The organism is Natrialba taiwanensis DSM 12281 (assembly GCF_000337595.1).
In the GTDB taxonomy this organism is placed as follows: domain Archaea; phylum Halobacteriota; class Halobacteria; order Halobacteriales; family Natrialbaceae; genus Natrialba; species Natrialba taiwanensis.
The window spans coordinates 99,936-124,139 of sequence record NZ_AOIL01000050.1; the positions used below are offsets into that span (position 1 = coordinate 99,936).

Genomic DNA, 24,204 nt, shown 5'->3' on the forward strand with positions numbered 1-24,204 from the left:
CGGCCGGCGTCTCATGCACTCCGTGGTTCGCTCGCGGCGGCGCTCGTCTCGTCCATGTTCCGGCCCCCGAAGGCGACGATGGCCATCGAGAGGCCGGTCATGAAGAGGCTTACGCCGACGAGTAGGCCGATCGCCCAGGTCGCATCCGCCGGGAAGCCGGCCCAGAGCAGGACCGCCAGCGCGAGCGAGAGCACGCCGCTTGCGGCGACGGACATGCGTCCGGGCTGGTCCGCCATCCGCATCGACATCCAGAGTTCGGCGATGCCATCGGCCAGCAGGTACGCGATGGCCAGGATCGTGAGCGTCAGGAGGCCGATAACGGGGTTTGCGAGCAGTAGGAGCCCGGCGACGACGGCGACGATTCCGAGTGCGAGTTGCCAGAGCGAGCCGCTCCACCCGCGTGCGGTAACGGCGTGTGCGCCGTGGACGATGCCGCTAAGCACGAGCAGCACGCCCAGTGCGATCGTCGCCGAGATCCCCGTCACGAGCGGGAACGCGATCGCGAAGAGACCGAGGAGGCCGACGACGGCCCCGGCGATGGCGAGCGTTCGCCAGCCGTGCTTGAGCGAGTAGCTGTGCGGTTCGTCGTCTGTAGTTACTGTGTTCGAGGACATTGCTGTCTCCGATAGGGAGTAGGGCGTGTAGGGAGATAAAACGCATTTATATTTTGACAATAATTCCCGAGAATGGACCGGTCCGAAAACTGGAGACACCGACGGATTGGGACGGAGCGATCACGCGTTGGTTCGATGGTACCGACATGAAGTGTCGGTTTCAGAAATTGTCTAGAGCCCGGTTGATTACATCCATGGCCCACAAACCGAATCGTAATGGTCGAACAGGAGGCGGACACGGACGAACACGATTCTTATTGTCGCTGTGATCTCTGTGGGGACCGAGTTCAGGTAGCGATCTATCGTGAGCATCTGCTCAAAGACTGTCCCGGTCGCTGATCGCTCGCGGTCGTCGCTGGCAGTACTGCCGTCGACGCGACGGCGGGGAGACGGCGCGATGAACTCGCGACCATCTCACGCCCGAACATCTCGGCGCGGCCGACGGGATCTTCGAACCGGTCAGTTCGAGTTCGCCGATCGTGCATCGACGGTGAACTCAAGCAATCCGAGAGCCGCCACGCAGTCGGGACAGCAGGGCCGGCTGGTGACTTCGTAGGTTCCTGTCACGCCGGGTCCCGGACGCGCGGTGAGGCGAATCCAGCGGTCGGTTTCGATGGGGCGGTCACAGCGGTAGCAGACCGTCTCGTTCTGTGCGTCGAGGTCGGTCGGATCCTGGGTGTGCGAATCGCAGGATATCGACCCGTCGGCCGGGCCGTCGAACTCCGCGGTCATCGACGCCGCCTCTGCTGGGGAGCGAGGATACAATTCGGTGCAGGTCCGTACGTGGAGCCATACGGCTCTGTGCGCTGGTCGTGAGCGATAGCTATCCCTGTCCGTCGTGCGAGACCTTTTTGTCTCGGTAGCAGTAATGGAAACATGGCAACCATTGCAAGCCGCAGTGGAAGCCACGTCTCGGGTGTCCTATCACCCGGGGCATTTCGTACGCATGCCCCCGCGTATTCGTTTGGAGGTGACTTCCATTCTGACAGTTCCGCAAGGAGAGTAATATAACTACTGGAATTTCTGTGAAGAAAGTGGGCAGATGGGTGCCCTCGTTATCGTGCGGAGACGGGGTCGGTTCGTCAGTCGTCGCGGTCAGTCGCGGACACAAAGGTGGAAATGGGGTGGTGGGTACGATTAGCAACACAGTCACCAAATATTTAGTGTGGCGGAGTGAGCATCTACCGTGCCTTCCATGCGTCGTCGCCAGGTCCTCGTGGCCGCATCCTCCGCGACCGTCGGTCTCGCTGGCTGTACTACGGCTCGGGAACGCCTCGGAGATGTGCGCCGCAGTACCCCGGAGCGCCGCGTTGACCCCGACGGCGTCCCGGGCCGGGAACGTGGGCCGAAGACGACTACGGCCCTGCGAAGCGCCGGTACAATCCGCACGCAACACCACCACGAACCGAACCCGAGATCGACTGGCGGTACGACCTCGACGACCGGCTCGGTGACGGGTCGCTCGTCGTCGCCAACGGGACAGTGTACGTCTCGACACGACACCGGCTGGTGGCGCTCGACGCCGCCGACGGAACACACCAGTGGGAGCACGATACCGACGGCGCTGCCGGGCTGAAGTACGTCGATGGACGCCTGTACCACCTACACTGGGGGCTCCAAGAATCGGAGCTAGTCGCGCGTTCACCCACAGGAGACGAGCAGTGGCGAGCCACCGTACCGAGCCAAATCACGGGTATTCACGAGCAGAACGGCTACGTGTTCGTCGCGGGTCGAGATCGGTACTGGACGCTCCACGCAGACACTGGTCAGATCGTCCGCGAGCGCGAGACGTGGGTTCGAAACATGGCGGCTGCCAACGGCATGCTGTACGTAGCCTTTTCCGGGATTCTCGCCAGCTACGAGGGAGAGGGCCGAACGCTCGCGGAACGCTGGCGCGTCCAGAGTCGGGACCCCACCGAATCGCGTCATCCAACGATCGCGGAGGAACTGATCTACGTTTCACAGTACCAGCCTCCCGCCGACGGCGGAGACGTGGTTGTCTACGACGCCGACGGAGAGACACAACACAGAGTTGAACTCGATTACGGGTCGTTCGCGATCACCGTTGCCGAGAACGGACCGATCGTCGCGCCGATCGCGACGAGTAACAGGGAACTCCTCGCGATGCGGCCCGACGGAAGTCGACGATGGACCGCCGGCGTGAGCGGGGCTGCCGGCGCGATCGTCGCCGACGGAACGGTGTATGCCGGGTATCCACTGACTGCGATGGACGCCGAATCCGGCGAACGTCTCTGGGAGCAAGATGCGACCGGAACTGCCCGATTCGCCGCTGCGGACTCGACGCTGTACGCGTCGACGGCCGACAATCACATCGTCGCCTTACGCGAGTGATCCGCCTCGGTCGGCGGATAATGCCACGGAGAAGCGGGTGACCAGCGCCCAATTGTGACAGCCATCAGGCGGTCTCTCGGATGAACCGACCACTTACGATCTGCTATCTCTCCCATCTCGGTCACATGTAGACGTAGCGCAACAGCCCGTTCGTCCCTTTCGCTACTGAGCCACGAATCCCCTGCTCAGTCAAACTGTGAAGGAACTCCAAACGGCTCTCTAATTTCTCCCGAGTGGACTTCGTGGCTGAGCCCTCAAAGGCCAACAGATGAAGGACCCTACTCACTTCTCTTCGACGTGGCGAATCTCGCAGGCAACGCCGCGTGAACTCTCGGCCATCTCGCGGCCGAACATCTCGGCGCGGCCGACGCCGAACGCCTTCGGCCCCTCGACAACGACCTCGTCGCCGACGCGGATCGTTTCGTCGGCGTCGACGACACCCGGCGCGAGCACGCTGCCGTGGGGAACGAAGCCGTCGATTTCGACGCGCTTGACCGGCGCGTCGCTGTCGACCCACTGGCGGGCACCCGCGAGGGTAAAGGAGAGGGTGCCGTACTGGGGCACCATCGTCGCCAGCTGGGTATCCTCGCGGTCTCGAACCTGGATTTTCGGGTACCGGCTGGTAGTCTGGATGTCGGCGAAGAGTTCGTCGCCGGCTCCGTCGCCGAGCAGGTAGTCCGCGATGGCGCGGACGGTGTTGTGCTCGCGCTCGCGCTTCGAGTACTTGAGTTCGCCCGCGAGCGCCTCGCTGAGATTCGCGAGGGACTCGTCGTCCGTGGGGTGTTCCGCGACGGTGTAGGTCACGTCGAGGTCGAGTTCGTCCTCGACGCGGCCGACGATGTCCCGATACCCTTCGTCGGGAACGTGAGCGATGATCCGCGGGTACTCGTTGCGCTCGAGGTACCGCCGCAGCACCGCGCTGACGAACTGCTTTTCGTCCTCGGACCAGCGCCCGGTGACGACGGTGTCGTAGTGTTGGGCCGGATAGGTCGTTTCGAGTTCTTGCGGCACGACGCCGATGGGGCTGGTCATCGAGACGAGGTGGGCGCGCCACTGGATGGCGTCGTGGAACTGGCGGTGGCTCTGGGACTCGCTGTAGGGCTTCGCCGCGGAACAGGGCACCAACACGAGCGGGTTGTCGAAGCGGTTTCGGTACCGCGTCGTGACGCGGTCGGCGTAGCGCTGGATCTCGACCCGGCGGAGGGTGTCCTCGGTCGCCGCGTCGATCTGTGCATCCCGGAGGATCGGCGTGCGCTCCTCCAGGTAGCCCCACTCCGAATCGAGTTCGCGCATCGCAGCGGTGAGCCACTGGTCCTGGCGGGCCTGTCCCTCGACGTAGTCGCGCAGGCGGCCGTCGCGAATGCGCCGGCGGACGATTCCAAGCTCCGCCTCGAGCGCGTTGACGTTGTGCTCGACGCAGTCCTCGCGGGTGAACTCGTCGCGGGGCTGCTGGCAGGCGGGACAGGAACAGGGCAGTTCCTTGAGATCTTCGAGGAAGTAAGCGTCGTCGGTCGTCAGGTACCGGCCTTCGGTGCCTTTCACGACGGCGGCGGTGCGATCGAAGAGGTCGACGCCGGCGTAGGCGAGCAGGGCGACGTTGCGCGGCGTGGCCACGCCGGAGAAGAACAGTGCGGTGTCGGTCGGAATCTCGCTTCGAACATCGACGACGGCCTCGACGAGTCCCGCCCCGTGGCCGGTGAACGATTGCACGTCCGAAACCGCGTAGGCGTCGGTGCTGTGGTCCGCGGAACTCTCGCTCGAGACCACTGCGACGCTCGGGTAGTCCACGTCCGGATACTCGACAGCGAACGACTCCTGGACCTCCTCGGCGGTGCCGCCGGGAAACGCTCGGTGGGGGAGGACGGTGAGTTTCGAGTCGTCGCCCGCGGGGAGTTCGCGGTCGGCTGACCAAAGCGAACCCGTGTCCTCGAGCACGTCGTCGACGAGCGCGGGGGTCGTTCGGGGTGGCTTGCGATCGGGGTCCGAATCGGCAGCCGCAGCCTCGAAATCGAGGCGGAGTTCACCCACGCGCGCGGCCCCGTCGCGCTCGTGGACTTCGAAGTACTCGGTCATACCAGAACTGGGCGGGGGAGCGCGAAAGAGGCTGTCGGTGTCGGTCGCCGGCTACCGTGTGTCTTCCCCTCGTGCTATGCACTTCCAACGTACCTCGCCGTCGCCGACGTGTGTCCCCGATTGAACGAGAGGATCGAAATCCGGATCACGTCCGTCGGCTCGCAGCGGTCGGGCACGTCCTCGACGAAGACGACGAAGCCCTCGATCTTGCAGACCGCCTGGCGCTCGCCCGTGTGGTGTTCGGAGAACTCCTGAATCGCGACCTCGCGTTCGTCGCCGATCTCGACCGGCGGCTCGCGCTGTTGGGCTTCCCTGTGGCTTTCCCACGAGTCCCGTTGAGCGGCCGAGCCGCCCGGGCCACGAACCCGCCGCACGACCCACGACGCGAACAGGACGATTACGAGCAGTCCGAGCACCAGCGACGCTACACCGAGCATATCGGATACTGGATCGTGCTCACACCTTTGCTGTTCTGATTCGACTGTTTCACTCGCCGGTCAGATCCACGAGTTCAACGCGGGCCGGCAGCCGGTCTCGAATCGGCGCGGGCCAGCCCCGGTGTGCCAGGGTGAACTCGGTGTCTGGGTTGGATTCGACAAGTCTGGTCACGCCGTCCGCGGCGGCCGCGATGGCCGCGCGATCGGTTCGATCCGGTACCTCGGCTGTGAGCGGGTAGCTCTTCGAGAGCGCCCGCGGGAAGGGGCCGAACGGCGGCTCGACGCGCCAGGAGGCGTCGAACTCGTCGCCGCGGGGGGCGTCGCCCTCCGTCAGGAGCAGCGAGTCGGGAACCGAGAGCCGGTCGAGTCGCCGGTGGTGGCGGCGCACTTCGGGTCGGCGCGCGCTCTCGTGGGACGTATAGAAGAACGCGCCTTTCGAGACGGGGTCCGTCCGCTCGAGTTCGGCCGCGTGATCGAGCAGCGTCCGGTAGCCGTCGAGCATCGTGGGGTGGGAGCGAGCGCGCTGTTCGACGAGTTCGAGCAGGGTGCCGGCGCGGATGGCCTGTTTGATCCGGCGGATTTCGGCGAAGGTGACGTGGAGGTTGTGGGCGGCGAGTGCTTCCTCTCGCTTTCGGTCCGGCAGGTCGCGGATCTCGGCGGGCGAGTGGGCGGCACAGACGGGACACGAACAGGGGAAGTACGCGAGATCGTCCAGGTTGCGAGTGCCGCGAACGGTGAGGTAGCGGTCGTCGCGGGCGTAGAGGGCGTAGGCGGCGGAGTCGAAGAGGTCACAGCCCATCGCGGCGGCGAGGGCGAACATCATGGGGTGGCCGGCACCGAAGAGGTGGACCGGTGCGTCGGCTCCCAGCCCGCGTTTCGCGGCGGCGACGGCGTCGACAACGTCGTCGTAGCGGTAGTCGTTCATCAGCGGGACGACCGCGCCGACGGGGAAGACGTCGAGGTCGGTCGCGTCGGCGTGGCGGCCGGCCCGCTCGCGCAGATCGGGGTAGGTCGAGCCCTGGACCGGCGCGCTGACGAGCATCTCGCCCGTGTCGACGGCCTCGGCGGCTTCGAGTCGCTCCTGGGTCGTTTCGAGTTCGGCTTCGGCGCGCTCGCGGGAGACATCCGGCGGGGTCGGAATGTCGACGGGCGTGCCGATGTCGGAGCCGATCGCGTGCTGGAACTCGAGGATTTCCTCGGTTGTCACGTCTATCTCGCCGTACTCGGCGAGCTGGAACGAGCCGGAGTCGGTCATGATCGCGCCGGGGAAATCGAGCACTTCGTGAAGGCCGTATTCGAGGGCCTCCTCGCGAACGTCCTCGGTGCCGTGGATGATGTAGGAGTTCGTGATGAGGATCTCAGCACCGAACTCGTCGGCGAGCCGGCGGGGGCTGATCGTGTCCAGGTTCGGGTTGATTACGGGCAGGAGGGCGGGCGTTTCGACGGTGGCGTCGGCCCGTGGAACGGTCAGTTCGCCGAGGCGGCCGCCGGCGTCGGTCGCTCGAATTTCGAAGCACTCGCGCATCGACCGTGTGTTGGCGAGGGGACCGGTAAACGTTCCGTTCCGCGGCGTTCCGATGGGTGCCCTTCGCTAACCGGCGGTGCAGACACACCGGTCTTCGTTTTCGACTCGGCCGGTGGCCGTCCCTCGGCTGAGACGGCCACACCCAATTACGCCGACTCGTCCGGCCCGAACAACTCGTAGTACGATACGGCCAGAACCGCTCGTCCATCGCGGACCTCACCCGCAGCGATCGCGTCTACGAGTTCATCGAGCGGCGTCGGGTCGACGCGGATATTCTCGTTGTAGTCGAGTTCTTGCTCGGCGGTCGGACGACAGTCGTGGGCGACGAAGAAGTGCATGACGGAGTCGGCGATGCCGTTTGCCGGTTCGACGGTGACGAGCGAGTCGAGACGGTCGGCTTCGTAGCCGGTTTCTTCGGCGAGTTCGCGGTGGGCAGCGGCTTCGAGGTCGTCGTCTTCGGGTTCGGTGCCGCCGACGGGCAGGCCGTAGTTGACGCGGGAGACGGCCTGTCGCCACTCGGCGATGCAGACGACGTCGCCGTCCGGCGTGAAGGGAAGGAGACAGACGCTTGCGGGTTCGGAGAGGTAGTCGAACTCGGCGTCGGTGCCGTCGGGGAGGCGAACGGACTCGTTAACGAGATCGAAGCCGGGACAGGTGTAGGCTACCTGCCGATCGACGGTCTCCCAGGCGAGGGGATCTGCTGGCATATCGCTCGATACGACGCTGTGTCTCAAAAGCGCCACGTCATCCGGGCCGGTGATCGGAGCGGTGAATCGACGTGGTAAGTGGTGCCCTGTATCGACACTATGGGGTCCGTTCTCCGCGATGGACGGCGTGTACTCGCTCTATAACAAAGCCACGAATCGATGAAGGTTGGGATTCAGAGGATGATCCATGGATCAGCTAACTGGATTCCAGCGTGATTTGCTGTACGTGATTGCAGGCAAGGATCGCCCGTCCGGCCAGACGATTCTCGATGATATCAACCACTATATCGACCAGCCGGTCACCCACGGACGGCTGTATCCGAATCTCGACACCCTCGTCGAGAAAGAACTCATCGAGAAAGGACAACTCGACCGCCGGACGAACTACTACGCACTGACACCGAAGGGACGACGAGTGTTACAGCGTCGTCAGGAGTGGGTTAATCAGTACGTCGACGTCTGATCACTGCTGGCGAGCGACTGCTCGAACCGTCTCAGGTGTTTTTCTCCACTGCCACCGCAATTTGATCCGTTTCTCCACTGTCACCGCAATCTGAACCGTCCTCTTCGATCCGAACCATCCTCCATCAGAACCATCCTATCTGAACCGTCATCCCATCCAAACCACCCGATGTCTCGAACGGACCCGGCCTGGATCGGTGCAGTTGAACTGTTAGCCAGTCTCGGCGGTAGATTCCGTTTCAGTGTCGGAACCGGTTTCGGTTCCGCTCTCGTTGTCGGTACCAGTGTCGTTCTCGTTTCCGTTTCCGTTGTCACTCTCGTTCCCGCTCTCTGTCTCGGAGTCGTTAGTCACGTCAGTACCGGCTTCTTCATCACCTTCTTCTTCTTCTTCGATATCCTGCCCGTTGCCGGTCTCTTCTTCAGACTCAGGCGTCCCGTTTTCGTCGTCTTCCCCAGGGCCGCCACAGCCCGCAACGAGTACCGTTGCAACCGCCGTTCCTGTCAGCCCGAGCAATCGCCGCCGAGATGGACCAGTCGAACGAGCCATACCGACTCTCTACCAGTGAAACGAATAAACGCTGAGCCGACATCTGCGTGGATCGTCACGCACTCGGCGTCGACATTTATACCATCGCCGGTCAACTAGCCCGTATGGAACTCACGCTGCGCTTCTTCGCCACGTTCCGGGACGCCGTCGGCGAGAAAGAACGGACACACACCGTCGATGCCGACGCCACCGTCGGCGACGTTCTCGCCGACCTCGAAACGACCTACGACGGCCTCGATGGCCACCTCCTCGCCGAGGACGGTACCGCCGTTCGCCAGCAACTGAGCGTCCTCAAGAACGGCCGTGATATTACCCACATGGCCGGCCCGGATACTGAACTCGAAAACGGCGATGTCGTCTCGGTCTTCCCGCCGGTCGCCGGCGGCCGCGTCGACCACTGTCGATGAACTGAATCGCGAAATCGGCTTCCGGTAGCGGATGCTGCTCGGGAACCGAGTTCTCTTTGAAGCTCTGTTTCGAGAACACTTTACGCGTCGGCCCACCGAACTACTGTGAGGAGTGATCGAATGGAGTTCGACCCGGAAACTGACGAGTACGCCGACAGCGAGGCCGATGGACGACGATCCGAACGCACGAGCCGGCGGGCAGACGGTCGTGAGGACGCGGCGGCCGACGTGACGCCGGCCACAGCCGAACCGAACACGGCATCGACCACAGCCACACCCACCGCCGAGAACGAGGCAACCGCTACTGAGATCGCAGCCGGCGCAACCGAAACGGACACCGCCGTCACGTTCGACCGAGACGGTCTTCGAGCCGGCTTTCTCAAAACGATCCCGGTTGCCCTCGGCGTTGGCGGCTACGGCATCGCGTTCGGCATCCTGGCCGACCAAGCCGGTCTGAGCGTCGCCGAGGCTGCACTCATGAGTGCCACCGTCGTCGCCGGTGCATCCCAGATCGTCGCCGTCGAACTCTGGGCCGACCCGCTCCCGATCGCCGCCGTGCTCGTCACCACGTTCGCCATCAACCTTCGGTACTCCCTGATGGGTGCCGCCCTTCAGCCGTGGTTCAAGCGCCTCTCTGCCACCAAGGTCTACGGCAGCCTCTTCGTCATGGCCGACGAGAACTGGGCGCTAACCATGCGCTCGCTGAAATCAAACACCGGCTACGGCGCGTTCCTCCTCGGCAGCGGCATCGCCGTCTGGCTCGCCTGGGTCGGCGCAACGATCGTCGGCACCGTCGCCGGCGGCGTCGTCGGCGATCCGACGACGTACGGCTTCGACTTCATCCTCACCGCCGTCTTCCTCGCCCTCACCGCCGAACTCTGGGAGGGTCAGTCCTCACTCCTCCCCTGGACCGTCTCGCTTGCCACCGCACTCATCACCGCTGAACTCGTTCCCGGCCGCTGGTACATCCTCCTTGGCGGCCTCGCCGCCGCCACCGTCGAGGTGATTCGCCGTGGCGAGTGACGCTCTTATCCTCTCTCTCGACCCGCTCGTCGTCGCCGTCGTCCTCGCGATGGCACTCATCACGTTCCTCACGAAGGTCGGCGGCATCTGGCTCGTTCGCCGATTCGAACTGAGCGACCGTCTCGAAGCCGGCCTCACCGTGCTCCCCGGCGCGATCGTCATCGCCGTGATCGGACCTGAACTCGCAGCCGGCGGCCCGGCGGAGTGGGCTGCTGGGGGTGCCGTCTTGCTCGTCATGTGGCGAACTGAGAGCATCCTGCTCGCGCTGTGTACCGGCGTCCTCGCCGTCGTCGCGTTTCGGATGGCCTTCTGAGACTCGAAGCGCAAGGATAGCTACGTCTGGATCGCCCGCCGCGCCAGCGACGCACCAAGTGCGAGCAGCCCGACAGCACCAAACAGCACTGGAATCAATGTTCCGATAGTTTCGGTCGTCGCTCCGGCGAAGTCCAGCGGCGCGATACCGTTCAGGGGTCCCGCGTACCAGAGGACGAGATAGCCGAGTTCGAACGACCGTCGTGTTCGGCTCCACAGGCCGACTGCCTGAGCGACCGCGGGAACGAACAGCACCGCTCCGACCAACACGACCGCTCCCTCGAATCCAGTATTGAGGATGGTTGGCCAGAGTGCGACGCCAAGAAAGGCCGCTGTCACGACCGCGCCGGCGGCCCACTCCGCGAGGAGTTGCCGGTACGGTTGGTTTGAGGTGACGATGAAGGGTGTAATCCGGTGGTGGTCCGTCCGGTAGCCCATCCCCGACCAGACGAACAGCGGCCAGATCGCCGCGACCGAGACAATCGCGTTTGGCAGTGCGGAGCCAGTGACCCCGACGACGACGATGAGCGCCGCTCCGACGTACCACCACCGAGCATGGCCTCGGGCCAGGAGCGTGAACTCCTGAACGAACAGTCGTCCGAACCCGCCCGCCGAACGGTCGATGACGGGAGTCAGCGAGCGATTCGCGGGTTCGTCAGTTTCGGATTCGGCGGCAGCAGTATCCTCGCTGGAGAAGACGGACGTAACGAACCGATCGAGTCGACTGACGACGGCAGTACCTGCCGATTCGTCGCGAGGCGCGTATCGATCGTACGGCAGGGTCGCGATGAGTGCCAGTCCGACGCCCGCCAGCGCGAATCCGAGGCGATTCGCGTAGAACCACGCGGGCCAGGAGCCGCCGTTCCACTCGAACGTGGCCATCTCGCCGTCGAGTGTGCCGGTCCCGTAGTTCGCTACCGGCGGGCCGTCGTATCCGGGAGCGACTTCGAGCAGCGCGTCGAACGTCATCTCTCCGGCTGCGACCAGACCGATCGAGTCGACGGCCCGAATCCAGAGCGAAATCGATCCCGCTCCCCCATCGTCCCCCGCGAAGGCGGCTGCCACGAGGGACAATAGCGTGACCGCGCCGAAGAAGTACGTCACGTTCCCGAGCGTGCCGCGAAGCCAATCGATCGACTGGAAGACGAGCGTCACGCCGGCCACGAAACACCCCATCGGAACGCCGATCAGAAAGACTGCACCGACGATCCAGATCGGGTTGGTTGGACCGACACCGTGGACAGCATGATTGACGAGTGCAGCAGCGGCCAGCGTGGTCAGCATCGCCACGACGACGCCGACGTGGCTGAACCACTTTCCCAGGAGGTACGCGCGGTCGCTCACGGGCGTACTCGCGAGGAGTTCATCGAATCCCGTTGTGCGATCGCGTCTGAGCGAACTCGCGAGCACGTAGTAACCGAAAAACAGCAGGAACAACCCCCCAGTGAGCCCGGTTGTCAGCCCGATGTACGGCGCGGTCGGCTCCCCTCGATAATCGACGGTGGTCCCGCCCACGGTATCCTGATACAACAACTCGAACGTTCCGACGTTCAACTGGTAGCCGATATACGCGATGATCGCTAACACGACCAGAAACCGGCGCGAACGGGTCCGTTGGAGGAAATCGGCGCGCGCAACTCGAACCGCGGTCGAAACCGTTCCGCCGACCATCTACGCCACCTCTCGCGGCCCGATGTGGTCGAGATACGCATCCTCGAGCGTCGGCGTCACCGATTCGGCGTCGGACGCCGGACGCTCGTCGGCGATGAGCCGCACCCGGACGCCGTCGGCCTGTTGGACGGTGCTCGAAACCCGGTATCGCTCGCGCAGTTTTGCGAGGTCCTCGCGCGGGGCGACGAACTCGTAGACCTTGCCGTTGGTGGCCGCGACGAACGACTCGGGGTCGGCGTGAGCCAGTAGTTCGCCGTCGTTCAGGAGGGCGACCCGTTTTGCCGTCGCCTCGACGTCGGGGACGATGTGCGTCGAGAGGAGGACGACCCGATCGCTCGCGACCGACGAGAGCAGGTTGCGAACCTGGACCCGCTTTTCGGGATCGAGGCCGACGGTAGGTTCGTCGACGACCAGCAGGTCGGGATCGTTAAGCAGTGCCTGTGCGATGCCGACGCTCTGGCGCATCCCGCCGGAAAAGGTGCGGAGTTTCCGATCCCGCACCCGCTCGATACCGGTCAGCGCGAGTAGTTCGTCGATACGAGCGTCGGCCGTCTCTCGGTCGATCCCGCGCAACGCGGCCATGTACTCGAGAAACTCCGCGGCAGTCAGATTGGGATAGACGCCGAAATCCTGGGGAAGATAACCCAACACGTCCCGGATCTCGCCGGGCGAGTCGGTGATGTCGGTGCCGTTCCAGGAGACGGTTCCCGTCGTCGGCTCCGCAACCGTCGTGATGATGCGCATCAGCGTCGACTTCCCCGCCCCGTTCGGACCCAGCAGGCCGTGGATCCCCGTCTCTAATTCGAGGGTGATATCACGAACGCCCCAGAGTCCCTCTCCGTAGCGCTTGCCGACGGACTCAAGAGATAGTTCCATTGATACAATCAGCACACTATAACGACAAAAATATATTCATGTAATGACACACCCGCTGTCGGCCACACGCGGGCCAGTGCGGCCCGACAGATGCTCCCGGCACGCGAATTTATCCGTTCGGCTGACGAACACTCGTCATGGAACGGCGCATCGAGCGGTCCTTTCGCGGAATTTCCGAGCGGCTCGCAGTTCGGTATCTCTCGAATCTCGGCGGTGAGCGCGTCCAGGACGGCGACGAAACGACGGTCGAAGCCGACGACTGGACGGCGACGATCACCTCGGAATCGGTCGACATCGGACCGACGCTGACACTTACCGAGGTAACGATAGTTTTCGAACGTGATGAGAACGACGACGCCGACGGGAGCACACAGCTCGACGAACTCGTCGACACCTTCGCTCAAAAGGCCATGCGTGCCGGAGGATGAACGAGCGTGAGCGCCGATCCCATCGACGGCCAGGTTCTCCTGCTCACCGCCGCCAAAGCGAGCGTGTCACCGTCGCGCCTGCCTGAACTCGTCGACGACGCACAGGCACTCCTTTCCCAACGCCTTGCGCACTACCGACACGAGTTCGAACGCATCCACACCGACGAGTTCACCGAGGCGTTTCTCGTCGAGTGGGGTCACTGGGAGGACCTCGGCGCTGAACTCGGGATGAGCGAGCGAGAGATCGCGGCGGTTCGCCGGGCACACGAAGAGCAGGTACTCCGTGCTGGCCGACGGACGGATCGTGAGGATGAGTTCGAGACGGCGTTCGAGATTCGGGAGGCGGTGTGTATCGGAGTGGAGTCCGAGTGCGAGTCAGATCCAGCGTGAGTGGGATGAGGGTGGATTTCGGCTCGTTTTCCCGGGATACAGCGGCGGTCACGATGGTTTTCTAGCCGCGAACTACTGAAGACGAGGCAAAACGGATCGGATTGGAAGCGGACAGCGAGGGTTGGAACCGCGGTTCAGTCGTCGGCCGGAGCCGCCGAATCGTCGGCCGAGATGCCCGTTCCCGGTCCGACATCGATGTCGAGGTCGTCGAGTTTCTCATCGGGGACGACGCCGTCAACCCAGCCGCGGTAGTCGTAGTACTCGTCTTTCATTTCGTCGAGTTCGCAGAACTCGCCTTCGCTTGCGCCCTGACCGCGGATGCCGTCTTCGAGGAAGCGCTCGGGGAGCGAGTCGTCGTCGCCGTCGAAGCCGAGGAGGTTGTTGTAGTAGCGCTCCAGGTTGTAGACCCGTTCGCCGGCCTCCAGCAGTTCGTCCTCGGTGACGTCGCGGCCGGTCATGCCGTTGTACTGGAGGACGTACTCCTCGATGCCCTCCGCGAAGGCGTTGAACTTGCAGATGTCGAAGGAGTCGCTGATGGCGTGGAGATCCTGGAACTGGGCGGTGAGTTCGCCCTTGCCTTCGTATTCGTAGGGGTCGACCTTCTCCGGGATGCCCAGGATTTCGGCGGCCGGCGTGTAGCCGCGCAGGTGGCACGCCCCGCGGTTTGAGGTGGCGTAGCCGATCCCCATGCCTTTCAGGCAGCGCGGGTCGTAGGCGGCGATCGTCTGGCCCTTCACCGCAAGCGAGTTGTCGTGGGCCTCCTTGCGGTCAGCGACGCGGCGTGGACCCTCGGCCAGCAGGTCCGCGAGGTCGTCCTCGCGGCGGGCGATGCGCTCGATCATGTCGACCATGGTCTCGTGGTCACCCCAGTCGAGTCCGCCCTCGTCCTTGAGCTTGCCCTCCTCGGTCATCTCCATGGCCATCGCCATCATGTTCCCCGTGTCGATGGTGTCGACGCCCATGTCGTTACAGCGGTCGATCATGAGCGCGATGGCGTCGCGGTCGGTGTGCCCGGAGTTCGGTCCGAGCGAGTAGGCGGATTCGTACTCGTAGGACTCCATCCGGACGTTCATCTCCTCGCCCTTGTGCATCGCCTGGACTTCGACCTCCTTCTTGCAGGCAACCGGGCAGGAGTGACAGGTCGGTTCGTCGACGAGGATGTTATCGCGGACGTTCTCGCCGGAGACGCGCTCGGCGTCGATGTCGACGCCCTCGGTCTCGCGCATGCTTTCGGTCGACGTATAGCGACCGTTCTTGGTGGGGAGGCCGTCCATCTCCTCGCCGATGTTCATCAGGACGTTCGTCCCATACTGCGAGAGGCCGCCCTCGTTCGGCGCGGTAACTTCGGATTCTGTGATCGCCTGCATGGCCTGCTGGTGGCCCTCGCGGAACGTCTCCTGGTCCGCCGGCTGGGGCATCTTTGTGTTCGACTTGATGACGATCGCTTTGAGGTTTTTCGACCCCATCACACAGCCCGTCCCGCCGCGGCCCGAGGCCCGGTCGTCCTCGTTCATGATGCTCGCGTACTTGACCTCGTTTTCGCCGCCGGGACCGATCGCCATCAGCGAGAGGTTCTTCCCGTAGGAGCCGTCGACTTCCTCCTCAAGTCGGTCGCGGGTCTCGTGAACGCCGTTTCCCCAGAGATGGGAGGCGTCGCGGAGTTCGACCTCGCCGTCGTCGACGTAGGCGTAGACCGGGTCGTCGGCTTGTCCCTCGACGAGCAGGCCGTCGAAGCCGGCCCACTTTAGGCGAGCGCCGGACCAGCCGCCGTGGTGGCTGTCGGTGACCGTGCCGGTCAGCGGCGATTTCGTACAGACGGCGATCCGTCCGCTCATCGTCACCTGCGTGCCCGACAGCGGCCCGTTCATGAACGCAAGCAGGTTGTCCGGTCCGAGCGGATCGACATCCGGTCCTTGGTCGAAGACGTGCTTTACGCCGAGCCCGCGTGCGCCGATATATTTCCGTGCGTCCTCCTCGTCGATCGACTCGTAGTCGATCGTTCCCTCCGACAGATCGATACGAGCGAGCCGGTCCTGGAAACCACCGAGTTCAGTCATGGTAATCCCTCATCGTTTATTAAGGCCGCCAGAGTGTTAGTTGTTCACACCCTCAGGTAACGGGTTTCGGTTACGGCCAGTGATACCAGTGTCTCGAACTGCCCGCCTGCACGATCGAGTTCAGAGTGAGCGCGATTCAATGGGTCCTCGAACGTCGCAGCCAGTCACAACAGGAGTGCAACGATCGCCAGCACGATGAAGACCAGCACGAAAATCCGTGCGATCTCCATCGAGATGCCGGCGACACCCCGAGCACCGACTGCAGCCGCGACGATCGCGAGGACGAAAAAGACGATCGCCCAGTACAGAAAGCCATCACCGGCGAGCTGGAGCGGCGGTGTGAACTCGAACATAGTCCGCCTCCGCTTGCATCTCACATAAACGCCACCGACCGTCTCTCACTGTTTGCCCCGCTAACGACAGGCTACAGCACAGTAAGGACTCCTTCCCGTTTCGTGGTCACACCCTACGCCGCTATCGATCATCGCACACTGTCGTCGATACCCGTTCACCGGCCGGTCACGGCGACCTATCCAGGGCACCGGTGAACTCGTCCGATATATTGACCCTTGGTGTCGCTCCCCAAACGGTTAAGAGTAGCCAAGATGTATGATAACACATGTCTACCTATCGCTCCCCGTTCGACCGGCTGCGGGCGAAGTTCGACGAAACTGAACTCACGTGTCGGCAGTGTGGGTACCACGACGAAAGTGGTGGGTGGCGGGTCAGTTCATCTGGTGATCGCGTGCAGTATCAATTCGTCTGTCCGGCCTGTGGCGCTGTCGAAACGCGTGAAATGCGGCTCAGCTGAGGTGGTGCGGTACCGGTCGTTTTGTGATCGAGTGGAATCGGGGATGCCGGTCAGCCCAGACGAAGGCGCTTTAGGCGCTGGCCCGCTTTGTCCGTCCAATGAGTCAACCCACGCCCGAGGTCTACGAGCAGGGCAAGGGCATGGACGCCCACAACCAGGTAATGCGGGAGATCCGCTCGCGCAAGGAGGCGAGCTACGACCCCCACGAACCGACCCGCGTCTGGCTCGACGAGGACAACACGCCCGACGGCGTCAAACAGAGCCTGACCATCATTCTCAACACCGGCGGCTGCCGCTGGGCGCGTGCCGGCGGCTGTACCATGTGCGGCTACGTCGCCGAGAGCGTCGACGGCGGCAGCGTCAGCCACGAGGCGCTGATGAACCAGATCGATGTCTGTCTCGAGCACGAGCAAGAAAACGGGGACGAACCGGCCCAACTCATCAAGATTTACACCTCCGGATCCTTCCTCGACGAGCGCGAGGTCGGTGCAAAGACGCGCCGCGCCATCGCCGACACCTTCGCCGACCGCGAACGGATCGTCGTCGAATCGCTCCCGGATTTCGTCGACCGGGAGAAGATCGGCGAGTTCACCCAGCACGGCATCGACACCGACGTTGCGATCGGACTCGAGACGGCGACCGACCGCGTGCGCCACGACTGCGTGAACAAGTACTTCGACTTCGCGGACTTCGAGGACGCCTGCGCGGAAGCCGCCCTCGCCGACGAGGACGCAGACGGCAAGGCAGACGCCGGCATCAAAGCCTACCTCCTGATGAAGCCGCCGTTTCTCACCGAATCCGAAGCCGCCGCGGATATGATTTCTTCCATCGAACGCTGCGCCGCCGTCGAGGGCTGTCACACCGTCTCGATGAACCCCTGTAACGTCCAGCGCTACACGATGGTTGACGAACTCTACTTCGACGACGGCTACCGGCCGCCGTGGCTCTGGTCGGTCGCGCACGTGCTCGAGAAAACCGCCGACGTAGACGCCATCGTCGTCTCGGACCCGGTCGGTCACGGCTCCGACCGCGGGCCACACAACTGCCAGGAGTGTGACGACCTCGTACAGAAGGCGATCAAGGACTTCGATCTGCGCCAGGACCCCGCCGTCTTCGAGCAGGTCTCCTGTGAGTGCGAGCGGACGTGGGAGGTCGTGATGGAGCGCGAGCGGAGTTTTAATCAGCCACTGACGCGGTAACGCCGGTTGTTAGGCGGTCTCGAAGCCGCGCAATACGCCCTGTCCGTCCGTCGGGCCGACATCGGGCAACGTCGCGCGCTCCGGATGTGGCATCAAGACGGCGACCGTCTCGCGCTCGCCGAGGATGCCCGCGATGTTGTGCTTCGACCCGTTCGGATTCGCGTCGGCGCTCGGTTCGCCGTTCTCGTCGCAGTACCGAAAGAGCACGCGGCCGTCGTTCTCGAGTTCAGTCAGTCGTTCCTCGCCGATCTCGTAGCGGCCCTCGCCGTGGGCGATGGGGATCTCGATGACCTCGCCTTCGTCGTAGGCGGCGGTCCAGGGGGTGTCGTCGCGTTCGACGCGGAGGTGGACGTGTTCACACTGGAAGCGGGCGCTCTCGTTGGTCGTGAACGCGCCGTCGGTGAGGCCGGTCTCGCAGCCGATCTGTGCACCGTTGCAGACGCCGAGGATGGGCGTGCCGTCGGCGGCGGCCTCGCGGACCGCGGACACGATCGGAGAGCGGGCGGCCATCGCGCCGGCGCGGAGGTAGTCGCCGTAGGAGAAGCCGCCGGGGAGGACGATACCCGACGTGTCCGCAGGGAGACCGTCCTCGTGCCAGACGATTTCGGCGTCGATACCGAGGTGCGTGAGCGCGCGCTCGGCGTCGCGATCGCAGTTCGAACCGCCGAATCGGATGATCGAGACCGTCACAGTTGCCACCCCGAAGTGGTGCGACCGACGGGTTCGAGCAGCGTGATTGGGACGGACATCTACCGGTCGTCGACCTCCACGTCGTAGTCGTGGATGGTCGGGTTCGCGAGTAGTCGTTCCGCCATGTCCTCCGCGCGCTCGCGGGCGGCCGCGGTCGAGTCGGCTTCGAGATCGACTTCGAAGCGGTCGGCCGAGCGCAGCGCTTCGAGTTCGAAACCGAGCCGTTCGAGGGCCTGTTTGGTGGTTTCGGCCTCGGGATCGAGGACGCCGTGTTTGAGTCGAACCGTCACCGTGGCGGTGTAGGCGGTCATCACCTGAAACCCCGTAACCGTGCTCAAAAACGCTTTCGGCTTCGCTACGCAATACACGTTTGTGGATAGGTATTACAGCGAGGGGGCCGAGCAGTCACGGCAAGTCCGGTTTCTGGGATAGAACGAGGGATCGCTATCGTGTTGAAACGCCTATCTTTTTTGTTTGGAAAGGGAAGACAACCGTATGACCACGGATCGGCCGGTGATCCACGTTTCCACGCTCGCGTTCACCCTCGCCTCACTGGTGCTTTCCCTGGGCCTGCTTACACTGGCCGTGATCGACGTCGGCCTCGCGATCGTCGTCATTATCTTTGCGTTCATTTTCGGCGGTAATCTTCTCGGACACATCACGACGGCACTGGCCGACGAGGTGACGAGTTCAGTCGACGAGACGAAACCGAACGACACGGCTGCCGATTCCCTCGAAACGCTGCGAGCGCGGTACGCAAGCGGCGACCTCTCGGACGCCGAATTTGAGCGGAGACTCGAGACCCTCGTCGAGACGGAGACCGAGACCGATGCCGCTCGGTACCTCGCTGATCAGTCCCGGCAAGACGATCGCGGCCGCCCTCCGTTCGATTCTGCGGCCGAACGCGATGGTGGCACTGCCCGGGAGGATGGGGTCGACGCTACTCGCGACCGTGACCCCGACCCCGAGCGGTCGATCGAGTGATGCCGCTAGCGGTCCCGTCCTCGTGAGACCGCAATGGTGGTATCGAATCTCTCGCAGAGACAGCCACGGAAAGCAGGACTTTTAGCCGCCCGTAGACTGAGATGCGTACTGATACTAATGTCCCGACATACGCTCGAGCGGAGGTGGCCACGATGACGACCGACGTGACCGAAATTACGGTGATTGGAGACGACGACACCGGGCTCGTCGCCCGGGTGACGAGCCTTCTGTTCGAGCGCGGGATCAACATCGAAGACCTCGATCAGGCGGTTCGAGACGGCGTCTTCCGGATGTCCCTCGCCGTCGATACGAGCGAGATGGTCTGTACGGAGGAAACGCTTCGCGAGGACCTGCACGAACTCGGCGACGACCTCGGCCTTGACGTGCAGGTTCGCTTCCCCGCGGACCGCGAGACCCAGGAAATCGCCGTTCTCGGGACGAAGGAGAGCCACTGTCTCGAAGCCCTGTTCGAAGCCTGGGCCAACGACGAACTCGGTGCCGACATCGGGGTCGTCATCGGCAACCACGACGATCTCCAGCCGCTCGCCGAGCACTACGGGGTCCCGTTCCACGACATCGGCGACGAGAAGGGCCAGCAAAACGAGGAGCAACTCATCGACCTCCTCGCGGAGTACGACGCCGACCTCATCGTCCTCGCACGCTACATGCGCATCCTGAGTCCGAACGTCGTCTTCCGCTACGAGGACCGGATCATCAACGTCCACCCCTCGTTGCTGCCCGCGTTCCCCGGCGCAGAGGCCTACCGCCAGGCCGTCGAAGAGGGCGTCCGCGTCGCCGGTGTGACCGCCCACTACGTCACGACGGACCTCGATCAGGGTCCGATCATCACCCAGCGCGCCTTCGACGTGCCCGACGACGCCGACATCGAGGAGATGAAACGGCGCGGCCAGCCGCTCGAAGCCGACGCCCTCCTCGAAGCGGTCAAACTCCACCTCAACGGCGATGTCTCCGTCCACCGCGGCCGAACGACGGTCCGCGAAAACGGAACCGGGTACCAGCTGGGCCTGCCATCGAAAATCGACGATGTCACCCCCGACCGCCCCGTCGACGGCATCGGCAGTGCAGTCGCAGACGACCACTCCGGCACCCACGAATCCTGACCGACACGCAGTAGCGGATCGTTCGGTAATTTTGAATTCTAGTTTCCGAATTCGAGTCCGCTCACCTACTTTCCGAAACGTTCATCTACTCGACGGACGGATTTGATACTATGTCTCCCGGAACGGAGCCGGTCGGCCGGCAACGGGCTCTCGATTGCGATGTCGTCGCCGCAATCGACGAGTTCGACGGCGAGCCACACTACATCATCGCCGATATTTCGCGGGATGAAGCCTGGCTCTCGATCGCTGAACCCGACGCCGAACCGCTCGAGGCGTGGCGATAGGGTCATTTGAACGACGACCGACACTCGCTTTGACGCTGCCGGTTCCGGCGTTTGCTGACTGAACTCGAGACCAAAGACAGCGGCTGTGAAACGATTTTACTTATAACTACGACACTATCGACGACAGCGACTGCGACACCGCTAACGAAAAACAACTACCGATACGCCCGGACTCCGAGACGCTCAATCTGCGTCCGTCGGCTCGATGGAGGGTCCGCCCTGTGCGGACGAAACAACTCGATCCGTCCACGAATTGGAGACGACCGGAGCCAACGCGAGGACGACCATGGTCGCGACGAAGACGGTCAGCATAACGCCAGCGACGATAGTGAACCCGATAACAGGGTCAAACGGGACGATACTCGAAACGATACTCGTGGGAACCGTCATGTGAGGTCGTGCTGCACTCGGGACCCGTCGAATATGAGCGTTACTTTCTGTACCGGGATGTTGATCGCAGCAAGTTACAGCCGGCGGACGGCACCGATCGCCGACGAGAGCGGCGGGGCATCGAAGAGTTCCTGTCCAGTGTAGGTGTTTGCGCCTGCACAGTACATGTCCCGGGCAGTTTCGAGAACACCGTCGTCGAGCGATTCCGGCTCACGAGTGCACAGTGCCTTCCAGTCGGCGACACCATCCTGTTTTGCCTCGGCCTTTGCAGTCTCGACGGCCTGCACCCACTCCGGCTGGGTGCGCTTGTGGTACTGGCGGAGCACTTCCTTCGAGAGCTGTGTCCCCTCGTAACTGAACCGGTTCTCGTCGAACGTGCCGACGACGTCTGCAACGCGAATCTCCCCGTCGTAGTAGAGACACTCGATCTTGCCGTCCTGGTGGTCGAGTCCGGCCGAGTCAGCCTGGTCGGTGATGATCCGGTTGACCTCGCGTGCGAGTTCAGCGAGCGCGTCGATGTCGGCGCGGCCGGCGATCGCGTCGGCTTCCGCGCGGTCGAGGTAGCGGTCGCTCTCCTCGTACTTCGTGGAGAACTCGACGATCGGGTCGTCGAGGTCGACGGGGTCGTCGGGCCAGGTGTCGAACGCGAGGCCGTGATCGGCTGGCTCGGTGCGGCTGCGAAGGCTGGAGCCGATCGGGACCTCGTTGCGGAAGACGATCTCGAGCGGAATGAGGTAATTCGTGCCGGCGGCGTCATGGTAGTGGTCGTAGTCGTATTCGCGACCGTCGTTCGGGAGGTCGGGGACCTGGGTGAGGTCGATGGCCATCTGCCAGGGTGGGCGAGAGGCATCCTCGAGCGGGACGACCTCGCCGTTCTCGACAACACCGCGGTAGTGCGTCGGGACGCCCTCGGACTCGAGCAGTTCGAAGTTGAACGCGCCCATCGTACAGAGACTCGCGCCCTTTTCGGGGATTTGATCGGGCATCTTCCCCCAGTCGAAGACGGAGTAGTCGTCGGTGAAGACGAACGACCCGCGGCCGAGTTCGGTATCGGTTGCCGCGTCGTTGATCTGGAACTCTTTAACGCTCGTCACGCTCGCCACCTCGTACGGGCATGGAGCCGGTCACCGTCGTCCATACCTCAGTTGCCGGGACGGTGGGTCAAGAAGGTTTCAATATCGCTTGCCAGCCGTCCGAGGCGAAAAGCGGCGAGAGGTGTCGAGTGACGGAAGAAGGCGGTCAGTTCGGCGGCGGGTTGACCGGTTCCATCACGTTTTTCTCGCTGTGTGCGTATCGTTACCTCGATGGAGCGCCCGGTGACCGAGGCTGATCTCACGTTCGAGCACGTTCCCGAGACCGACCAGGCGTTCGAGAACGCACTCGAGAAGGCACGGACAGGCGAGCGACTGACGGTCGACGACGCGATCGAGTTGCTCACGACAGGGACGGATACCGACGGTATCGACGACGCGCGCAAGGAACAGGTGCTCGAGGCGGCGGATCACCGTCGAGCGGATGTCGTCGGCGAGGAAGTAACCTTCGTCGCGAATCTGAACAACAACGTCACGACGGCCTGTAACGTGGGCTGTCTGTTCTGTAACTTCAAGGACGCCGCACATACGTTCGAACGCGAGACGGCGGTCCAGACGGCGGGCTTTACGAAGACGCCCGAAGAATCTCGGGAGATCGTCGCAGACGCGGTTTCGCGCGGAATCTACGAAGTCACGTCCGTCTCCGGGCTGCACCCGGCGTTCGCGCTCGACGAGGAACACCGCGAGATTCTCGAAGCCCATCCCAATCCAAAGGAGATCAACTATAAGCCCCCCGAGCGCTACGAGACCGATCCCGAAACCTACGCGGCGCAACTCGAGGCGATGAGCGTCGACGGCGTCCACGTCCACTCGATGACGCCGGAAGAGGGATACCACGCCAAGCGCGGCACGGACTGGTCCTACGAGGACGTGTACGGCCGACTCGCCGAGGCCGGCCTCGACACCGTTCCCGGGACCGCCGCCGAAATCCTCGTCGACGAAGTGCGAGACGTGATCTGCCCGGGAAAGATCACCACCGACGGCTGGCTCGAAGCGATGGAGGCCGCGGCGAACGTCGGCCTCGGCCTCACGGCGACGATCATGTACGGCCACGTCGAGAACGAGGCCCACCGGGCGATGCACCTTCAGCGAGTTCGCGAACTCCAGGAGCGCGTCGACGGCGCGATCACGGAGTTCGTCCCGCTCTCGTTTATCCACCAGAATACGCCGCTGTTCGAACACGACGTGGTCGACAGTGGTGCCTCCCAGGCCGAAGACGAACTCATGATCGCCGTCTCGCGTCTCTTCCTCGATAATATCGACCACATCCAGTCCTCGTGGGTCAAGTACGGCGACGAAGCCGGACTCAAGATGCTTCACTGCGGCGCGGACGACTTCATGGGGACCATCCTCTCCGAGGAGATCACGAAGCGGGCCGGCGGCGAGTTCGGCGAGTTCAGATCGGTTGCCGACTACGTCGAGTTGATCTCTTCGATCGGACGGGTGCCGGTCGAGCGGTCGACGGACTACGAGACGCGGCGGGTGGTCGATCCGGCCGCCTCGTCGTTCGGTCCTGAACTCGGGCCGAAGGCCGACGGAACGCCGCTGCTTGCCGCCGGAGAGCAACCGGTTTCGGCGGACGATTGAGTGGTGGATTTCTAACGGACGACTGAGCGGTGGGTTCTGGCAGACGATTGAGTGGTAGGTTTCTGGCGGACGGTCGAACGGTGGAGTTTCAGGGGCGGAAAACGCTCGGCAGGGTCTTTTATACTATCGTTCGACGGACTAGCTGCCAGCGACGACTGGGGGAGTC

The 24,204-nt window shown here is 63.5% G+C and carries 28 protein-coding genes; 13 read left to right on the forward strand and 15 right to left on the reverse strand.

What is annotated here, in order from left to right; translation table 11 throughout:
- Positions 1-11 precede the first annotated feature (11 nt).
- Positions 12-614: an HdeD family acid-resistance protein gene (locus C484_RS14410; RefSeq protein WP_006826636.1), complete on the reverse strand. Its 603-nt coding sequence runs from the start codon at positions 612-614 to the stop codon at positions 12-14.
- 459 nt (positions 615-1,073) lie between these two features.
- A complete protein-coding gene (locus tag C484_RS14415; RefSeq protein ID WP_006826637.1) occupies positions 1,074-1,346 on the reverse strand; it encodes a hypothetical protein in 273 nt (90 codons plus the stop codon).
- A gap of 777 nt (positions 1,347-2,123) precedes the next feature.
- Between C484_RS14415 and C484_RS14420 the strand changes: the two genes are divergently transcribed.
- Positions 2,124-2,966, forward strand: coding sequence for an outer membrane protein assembly factor BamB family protein (locus C484_RS14420; RefSeq protein WP_239640995.1), 843 nt, complete (start codon positions 2,124-2,126; stop codon positions 2,964-2,966).
- A 282-nt stretch (positions 2,967-3,248) separates the two neighbouring features.
- On the opposite strand, the gene arcS is transcribed toward C484_RS14420, so the two are convergent.
- The 4 genes from arcS to C484_RS14440 form a co-directional block, all read right to left on the reverse strand.
- Positions 3,249-5,039, reverse strand: a complete 1,791-nt coding sequence (gene arcS, locus C484_RS14425; RefSeq protein WP_006826639.1) for an archaeosine synthase subunit alpha — start codon at positions 5,037-5,039, stop codon at positions 3,249-3,251.
- Positions 5,040-5,113: 74 nt separating this feature from the next.
- Positions 5,114-5,476 (reverse strand): TRAM domain-containing protein, encoded by a 363-nt coding sequence (locus tag C484_RS14430; protein ID WP_006826640.1) that lies wholly within the window; start codon positions 5,474-5,476, stop codon positions 5,114-5,116.
- 49 nt (positions 5,477-5,525) lie between these two features.
- Positions 5,526-7,001 carry a tRNA guanosine(15) transglycosylase TgtA gene (gene tgtA, locus C484_RS14435; protein ID WP_006826641.1) on the reverse strand — a complete coding sequence of 492 codons (1,476 nt, stop codon included), beginning with the start codon at positions 6,999-7,001 and terminating at the stop codon, positions 5,526-5,528.
- A 146-nt stretch (positions 7,002-7,147) separates the two neighbouring features.
- Positions 7,148-7,708 (reverse strand): NUDIX hydrolase, encoded by a 561-nt coding sequence (locus tag C484_RS14440; RefSeq protein WP_006826642.1) that lies wholly within the window; start codon positions 7,706-7,708, stop codon positions 7,148-7,150.
- A 187-nt stretch (positions 7,709-7,895) separates the two neighbouring features.
- Here C484_RS14440 and C484_RS14445 point away from each other — a divergent pair, with 187 nt between their 5' ends.
- Positions 7,896-8,171 (forward strand): PadR family transcriptional regulator, encoded by a 276-nt coding sequence (locus tag C484_RS14445; RefSeq protein WP_006110138.1) that lies wholly within the window; start codon positions 7,896-7,898, stop codon positions 8,169-8,171.
- 210 nt (positions 8,172-8,381) lie between these two features.
- Here C484_RS14445 and C484_RS14450 read toward each other — a convergent pair whose 3' ends face one another.
- The gene (locus C484_RS14450; protein WP_049915478.1) at positions 8,382-8,717 is read right to left on the reverse strand and encodes a hypothetical protein; all 336 of its coding nucleotides are present in this window, start codon (positions 8,715-8,717) and stop codon (positions 8,382-8,384) included.
- A 104-nt stretch (positions 8,718-8,821) separates the two neighbouring features.
- On the opposite strand from C484_RS14450, the gene C484_RS14455 reads away from it, so the two are divergent.
- From C484_RS14455 to C484_RS14465, 3 genes are all read left to right on the forward strand, one after another.
- On the forward strand, positions 8,822-9,124 hold the full coding sequence (locus C484_RS14455; RefSeq protein WP_049915493.1) for a ubiquitin-like small modifier protein 1: 303 nt from the start codon (positions 8,822-8,824) through the stop codon (positions 9,122-9,124).
- Positions 9,125-9,244: 120 nt separating this feature from the next.
- Positions 9,245-10,147 carry an AzlC family ABC transporter permease gene (locus tag C484_RS14460; RefSeq protein WP_006826645.1) on the forward strand — a complete coding sequence of 301 codons (903 nt, stop codon included), beginning with the start codon at positions 9,245-9,247 and terminating at the stop codon, positions 10,145-10,147.
- Entirely contained in the window at positions 10,137-10,460 is a 324-nt protein-coding gene (locus C484_RS14465; protein WP_006826646.1) for an AzlD family protein, read from the forward strand. The genes C484_RS14460 and C484_RS14465 overlap by 11 nt, the downstream gene beginning before the upstream one ends.
- A 20-nt stretch (positions 10,461-10,480) precedes the next feature.
- Here C484_RS14465 and C484_RS14470 read toward each other — a convergent pair whose 3' ends face one another.
- Together C484_RS14470 and C484_RS14475 are read right to left on the reverse strand one after the other, a co-directional pair.
- Positions 10,481-12,130: an ABC transporter permease subunit gene (locus C484_RS14470; protein WP_006826647.1), complete on the reverse strand. Its 1,650-nt coding sequence runs from the start codon at positions 12,128-12,130 to the stop codon at positions 10,481-10,483.
- Positions 12,131-13,006, reverse strand: coding sequence for an ABC transporter ATP-binding protein (locus C484_RS14475; RefSeq protein ID WP_006826648.1), 876 nt, complete (start codon positions 13,004-13,006; stop codon positions 12,131-12,133).
- A 137-nt stretch (positions 13,007-13,143) separates the two neighbouring features.
- Here C484_RS14475 and C484_RS14480 point away from each other — a divergent pair, with 137 nt between their 5' ends.
- A complete protein-coding gene (locus C484_RS14480; RefSeq protein WP_006826650.1) occupies positions 13,144-13,434 on the forward strand; it encodes a hypothetical protein in 291 nt (96 codons plus the stop codon).
- Between the two features lie 6 nt (positions 13,435-13,440).
- The gene (locus C484_RS14485; RefSeq protein WP_006826651.1) at positions 13,441-13,824 is read left to right on the forward strand and encodes a hypothetical protein; all 384 of its coding nucleotides are present in this window, start codon (positions 13,441-13,443) and stop codon (positions 13,822-13,824) included.
- Positions 13,825-13,958: 134 nt separating this feature from the next.
- Here the strand turns inward: C484_RS14485 and C484_RS14490 are convergent, their stop codons facing one another.
- Both C484_RS14490 and C484_RS14495 read right to left on the reverse strand, forming a co-directional pair.
- Positions 13,959-15,881, reverse strand: coding sequence for an aldehyde ferredoxin oxidoreductase family protein (locus C484_RS14490; RefSeq protein WP_006826652.1), 1,923 nt, complete (start codon positions 15,879-15,881; stop codon positions 13,959-13,961).
- A gap of 164 nt (positions 15,882-16,045) precedes the next feature.
- Entirely contained in the window at positions 16,046-16,234 is a 189-nt protein-coding gene (locus C484_RS14495; protein ID WP_006110128.1) for a DUF1328 family protein, read from the reverse strand.
- Positions 16,235-16,500: 266 nt separating this feature from the next.
- On the opposite strand from C484_RS14495, the gene C484_RS14500 reads away from it, so the two are divergent.
- Both C484_RS14500 and C484_RS14505 read left to right on the forward strand, forming a co-directional pair.
- Positions 16,501-16,692: an HVO_0649 family zinc finger protein gene (locus tag C484_RS14500; RefSeq protein WP_006826653.1), complete on the forward strand. Its 192-nt coding sequence runs from the start codon at positions 16,501-16,503 to the stop codon at positions 16,690-16,692.
- 98 nt (positions 16,693-16,790) lie between these two features.
- A complete protein-coding gene (locus C484_RS14505) occupies positions 16,791-17,891 on the forward strand; it encodes an archaeosine biosynthesis radical SAM protein RaSEA (protein WP_006826654.1) in 1,101 nt (366 codons plus the stop codon).
- A 9-nt stretch (positions 17,892-17,900) separates the two neighbouring features.
- Here C484_RS14505 and purQ read toward each other — a convergent pair whose 3' ends face one another.
- Positions 17,901-18,581 (reverse strand): phosphoribosylformylglycinamidine synthase I, encoded by a 681-nt coding sequence (purQ, locus tag C484_RS14510; protein ID WP_006826655.1) that lies wholly within the window; start codon positions 18,579-18,581, stop codon positions 17,901-17,903.
- Positions 18,582-18,640: 59 nt separating this feature from the next.
- Complete coding sequence (gene purS / locus C484_RS14515; protein WP_006826656.1) at positions 18,641-18,892, reverse strand: phosphoribosylformylglycinamidine synthase subunit PurS; 252 nt, start codon at positions 18,890-18,892, stop codon at positions 18,641-18,643.
- A 184-nt stretch (positions 18,893-19,076) separates the two neighbouring features.
- Between purS and C484_RS14520 the strand changes: the two genes are divergently transcribed.
- The 3 genes from C484_RS14520 to C484_RS23710 all read left to right on the forward strand — a co-directional run bounded on the left by C484_RS14520 (position 19,077) and on the right by C484_RS23710 (position 20,970).
- A complete protein-coding gene (locus C484_RS14520) occupies positions 19,077-19,565 on the forward strand; it encodes an SHOCT domain-containing protein (protein WP_006826657.1) in 489 nt (162 codons plus the stop codon).
- Between the two features lie 152 nt (positions 19,566-19,717).
- Positions 19,718-20,686 carry a formyltetrahydrofolate deformylase gene (locus C484_RS14525; RefSeq protein ID WP_006826658.1) on the forward strand — a complete coding sequence of 323 codons (969 nt, stop codon included), beginning with the start codon at positions 19,718-19,720 and terminating at the stop codon, positions 20,684-20,686.
- 110 nt (positions 20,687-20,796) lie between these two features.
- On the forward strand, positions 20,797-20,970 hold the full coding sequence (locus tag C484_RS23710; RefSeq protein ID WP_006664586.1) for a DUF7556 family protein: 174 nt from the start codon (positions 20,797-20,799) through the stop codon (positions 20,968-20,970).
- Positions 20,971-21,153: 183 nt separating this feature from the next.
- On the opposite strand, the gene C484_RS14530 is transcribed toward C484_RS23710, so the two are convergent.
- The gene (locus C484_RS14530; RefSeq protein WP_006664585.1) at positions 21,154-21,360 is read right to left on the reverse strand and encodes a hypothetical protein; all 207 of its coding nucleotides are present in this window, start codon (positions 21,358-21,360) and stop codon (positions 21,154-21,156) included.
- A gap of 74 nt (positions 21,361-21,434) precedes the next feature.
- On the reverse strand, positions 21,435-22,454 hold the full coding sequence (locus C484_RS14535) for a phosphoribosylaminoimidazolesuccinocarboxamide synthase (RefSeq protein WP_006826660.1): 1,020 nt from the start codon (positions 22,452-22,454) through the stop codon (positions 21,435-21,437).
- 210 nt (positions 22,455-22,664) lie between these two features.
- Here C484_RS14535 and cofH point away from each other — a divergent pair, with 210 nt between their 5' ends.
- Entirely contained in the window at positions 22,665-24,038 is a 1,374-nt protein-coding gene (cofH, locus tag C484_RS14540) for a 7,8-didemethyl-8-hydroxy-5-deazariboflavin synthase subunit CofH (RefSeq protein WP_006826661.1), read from the forward strand.
- Positions 24,039-24,204 lie beyond the last annotated feature (166 nt).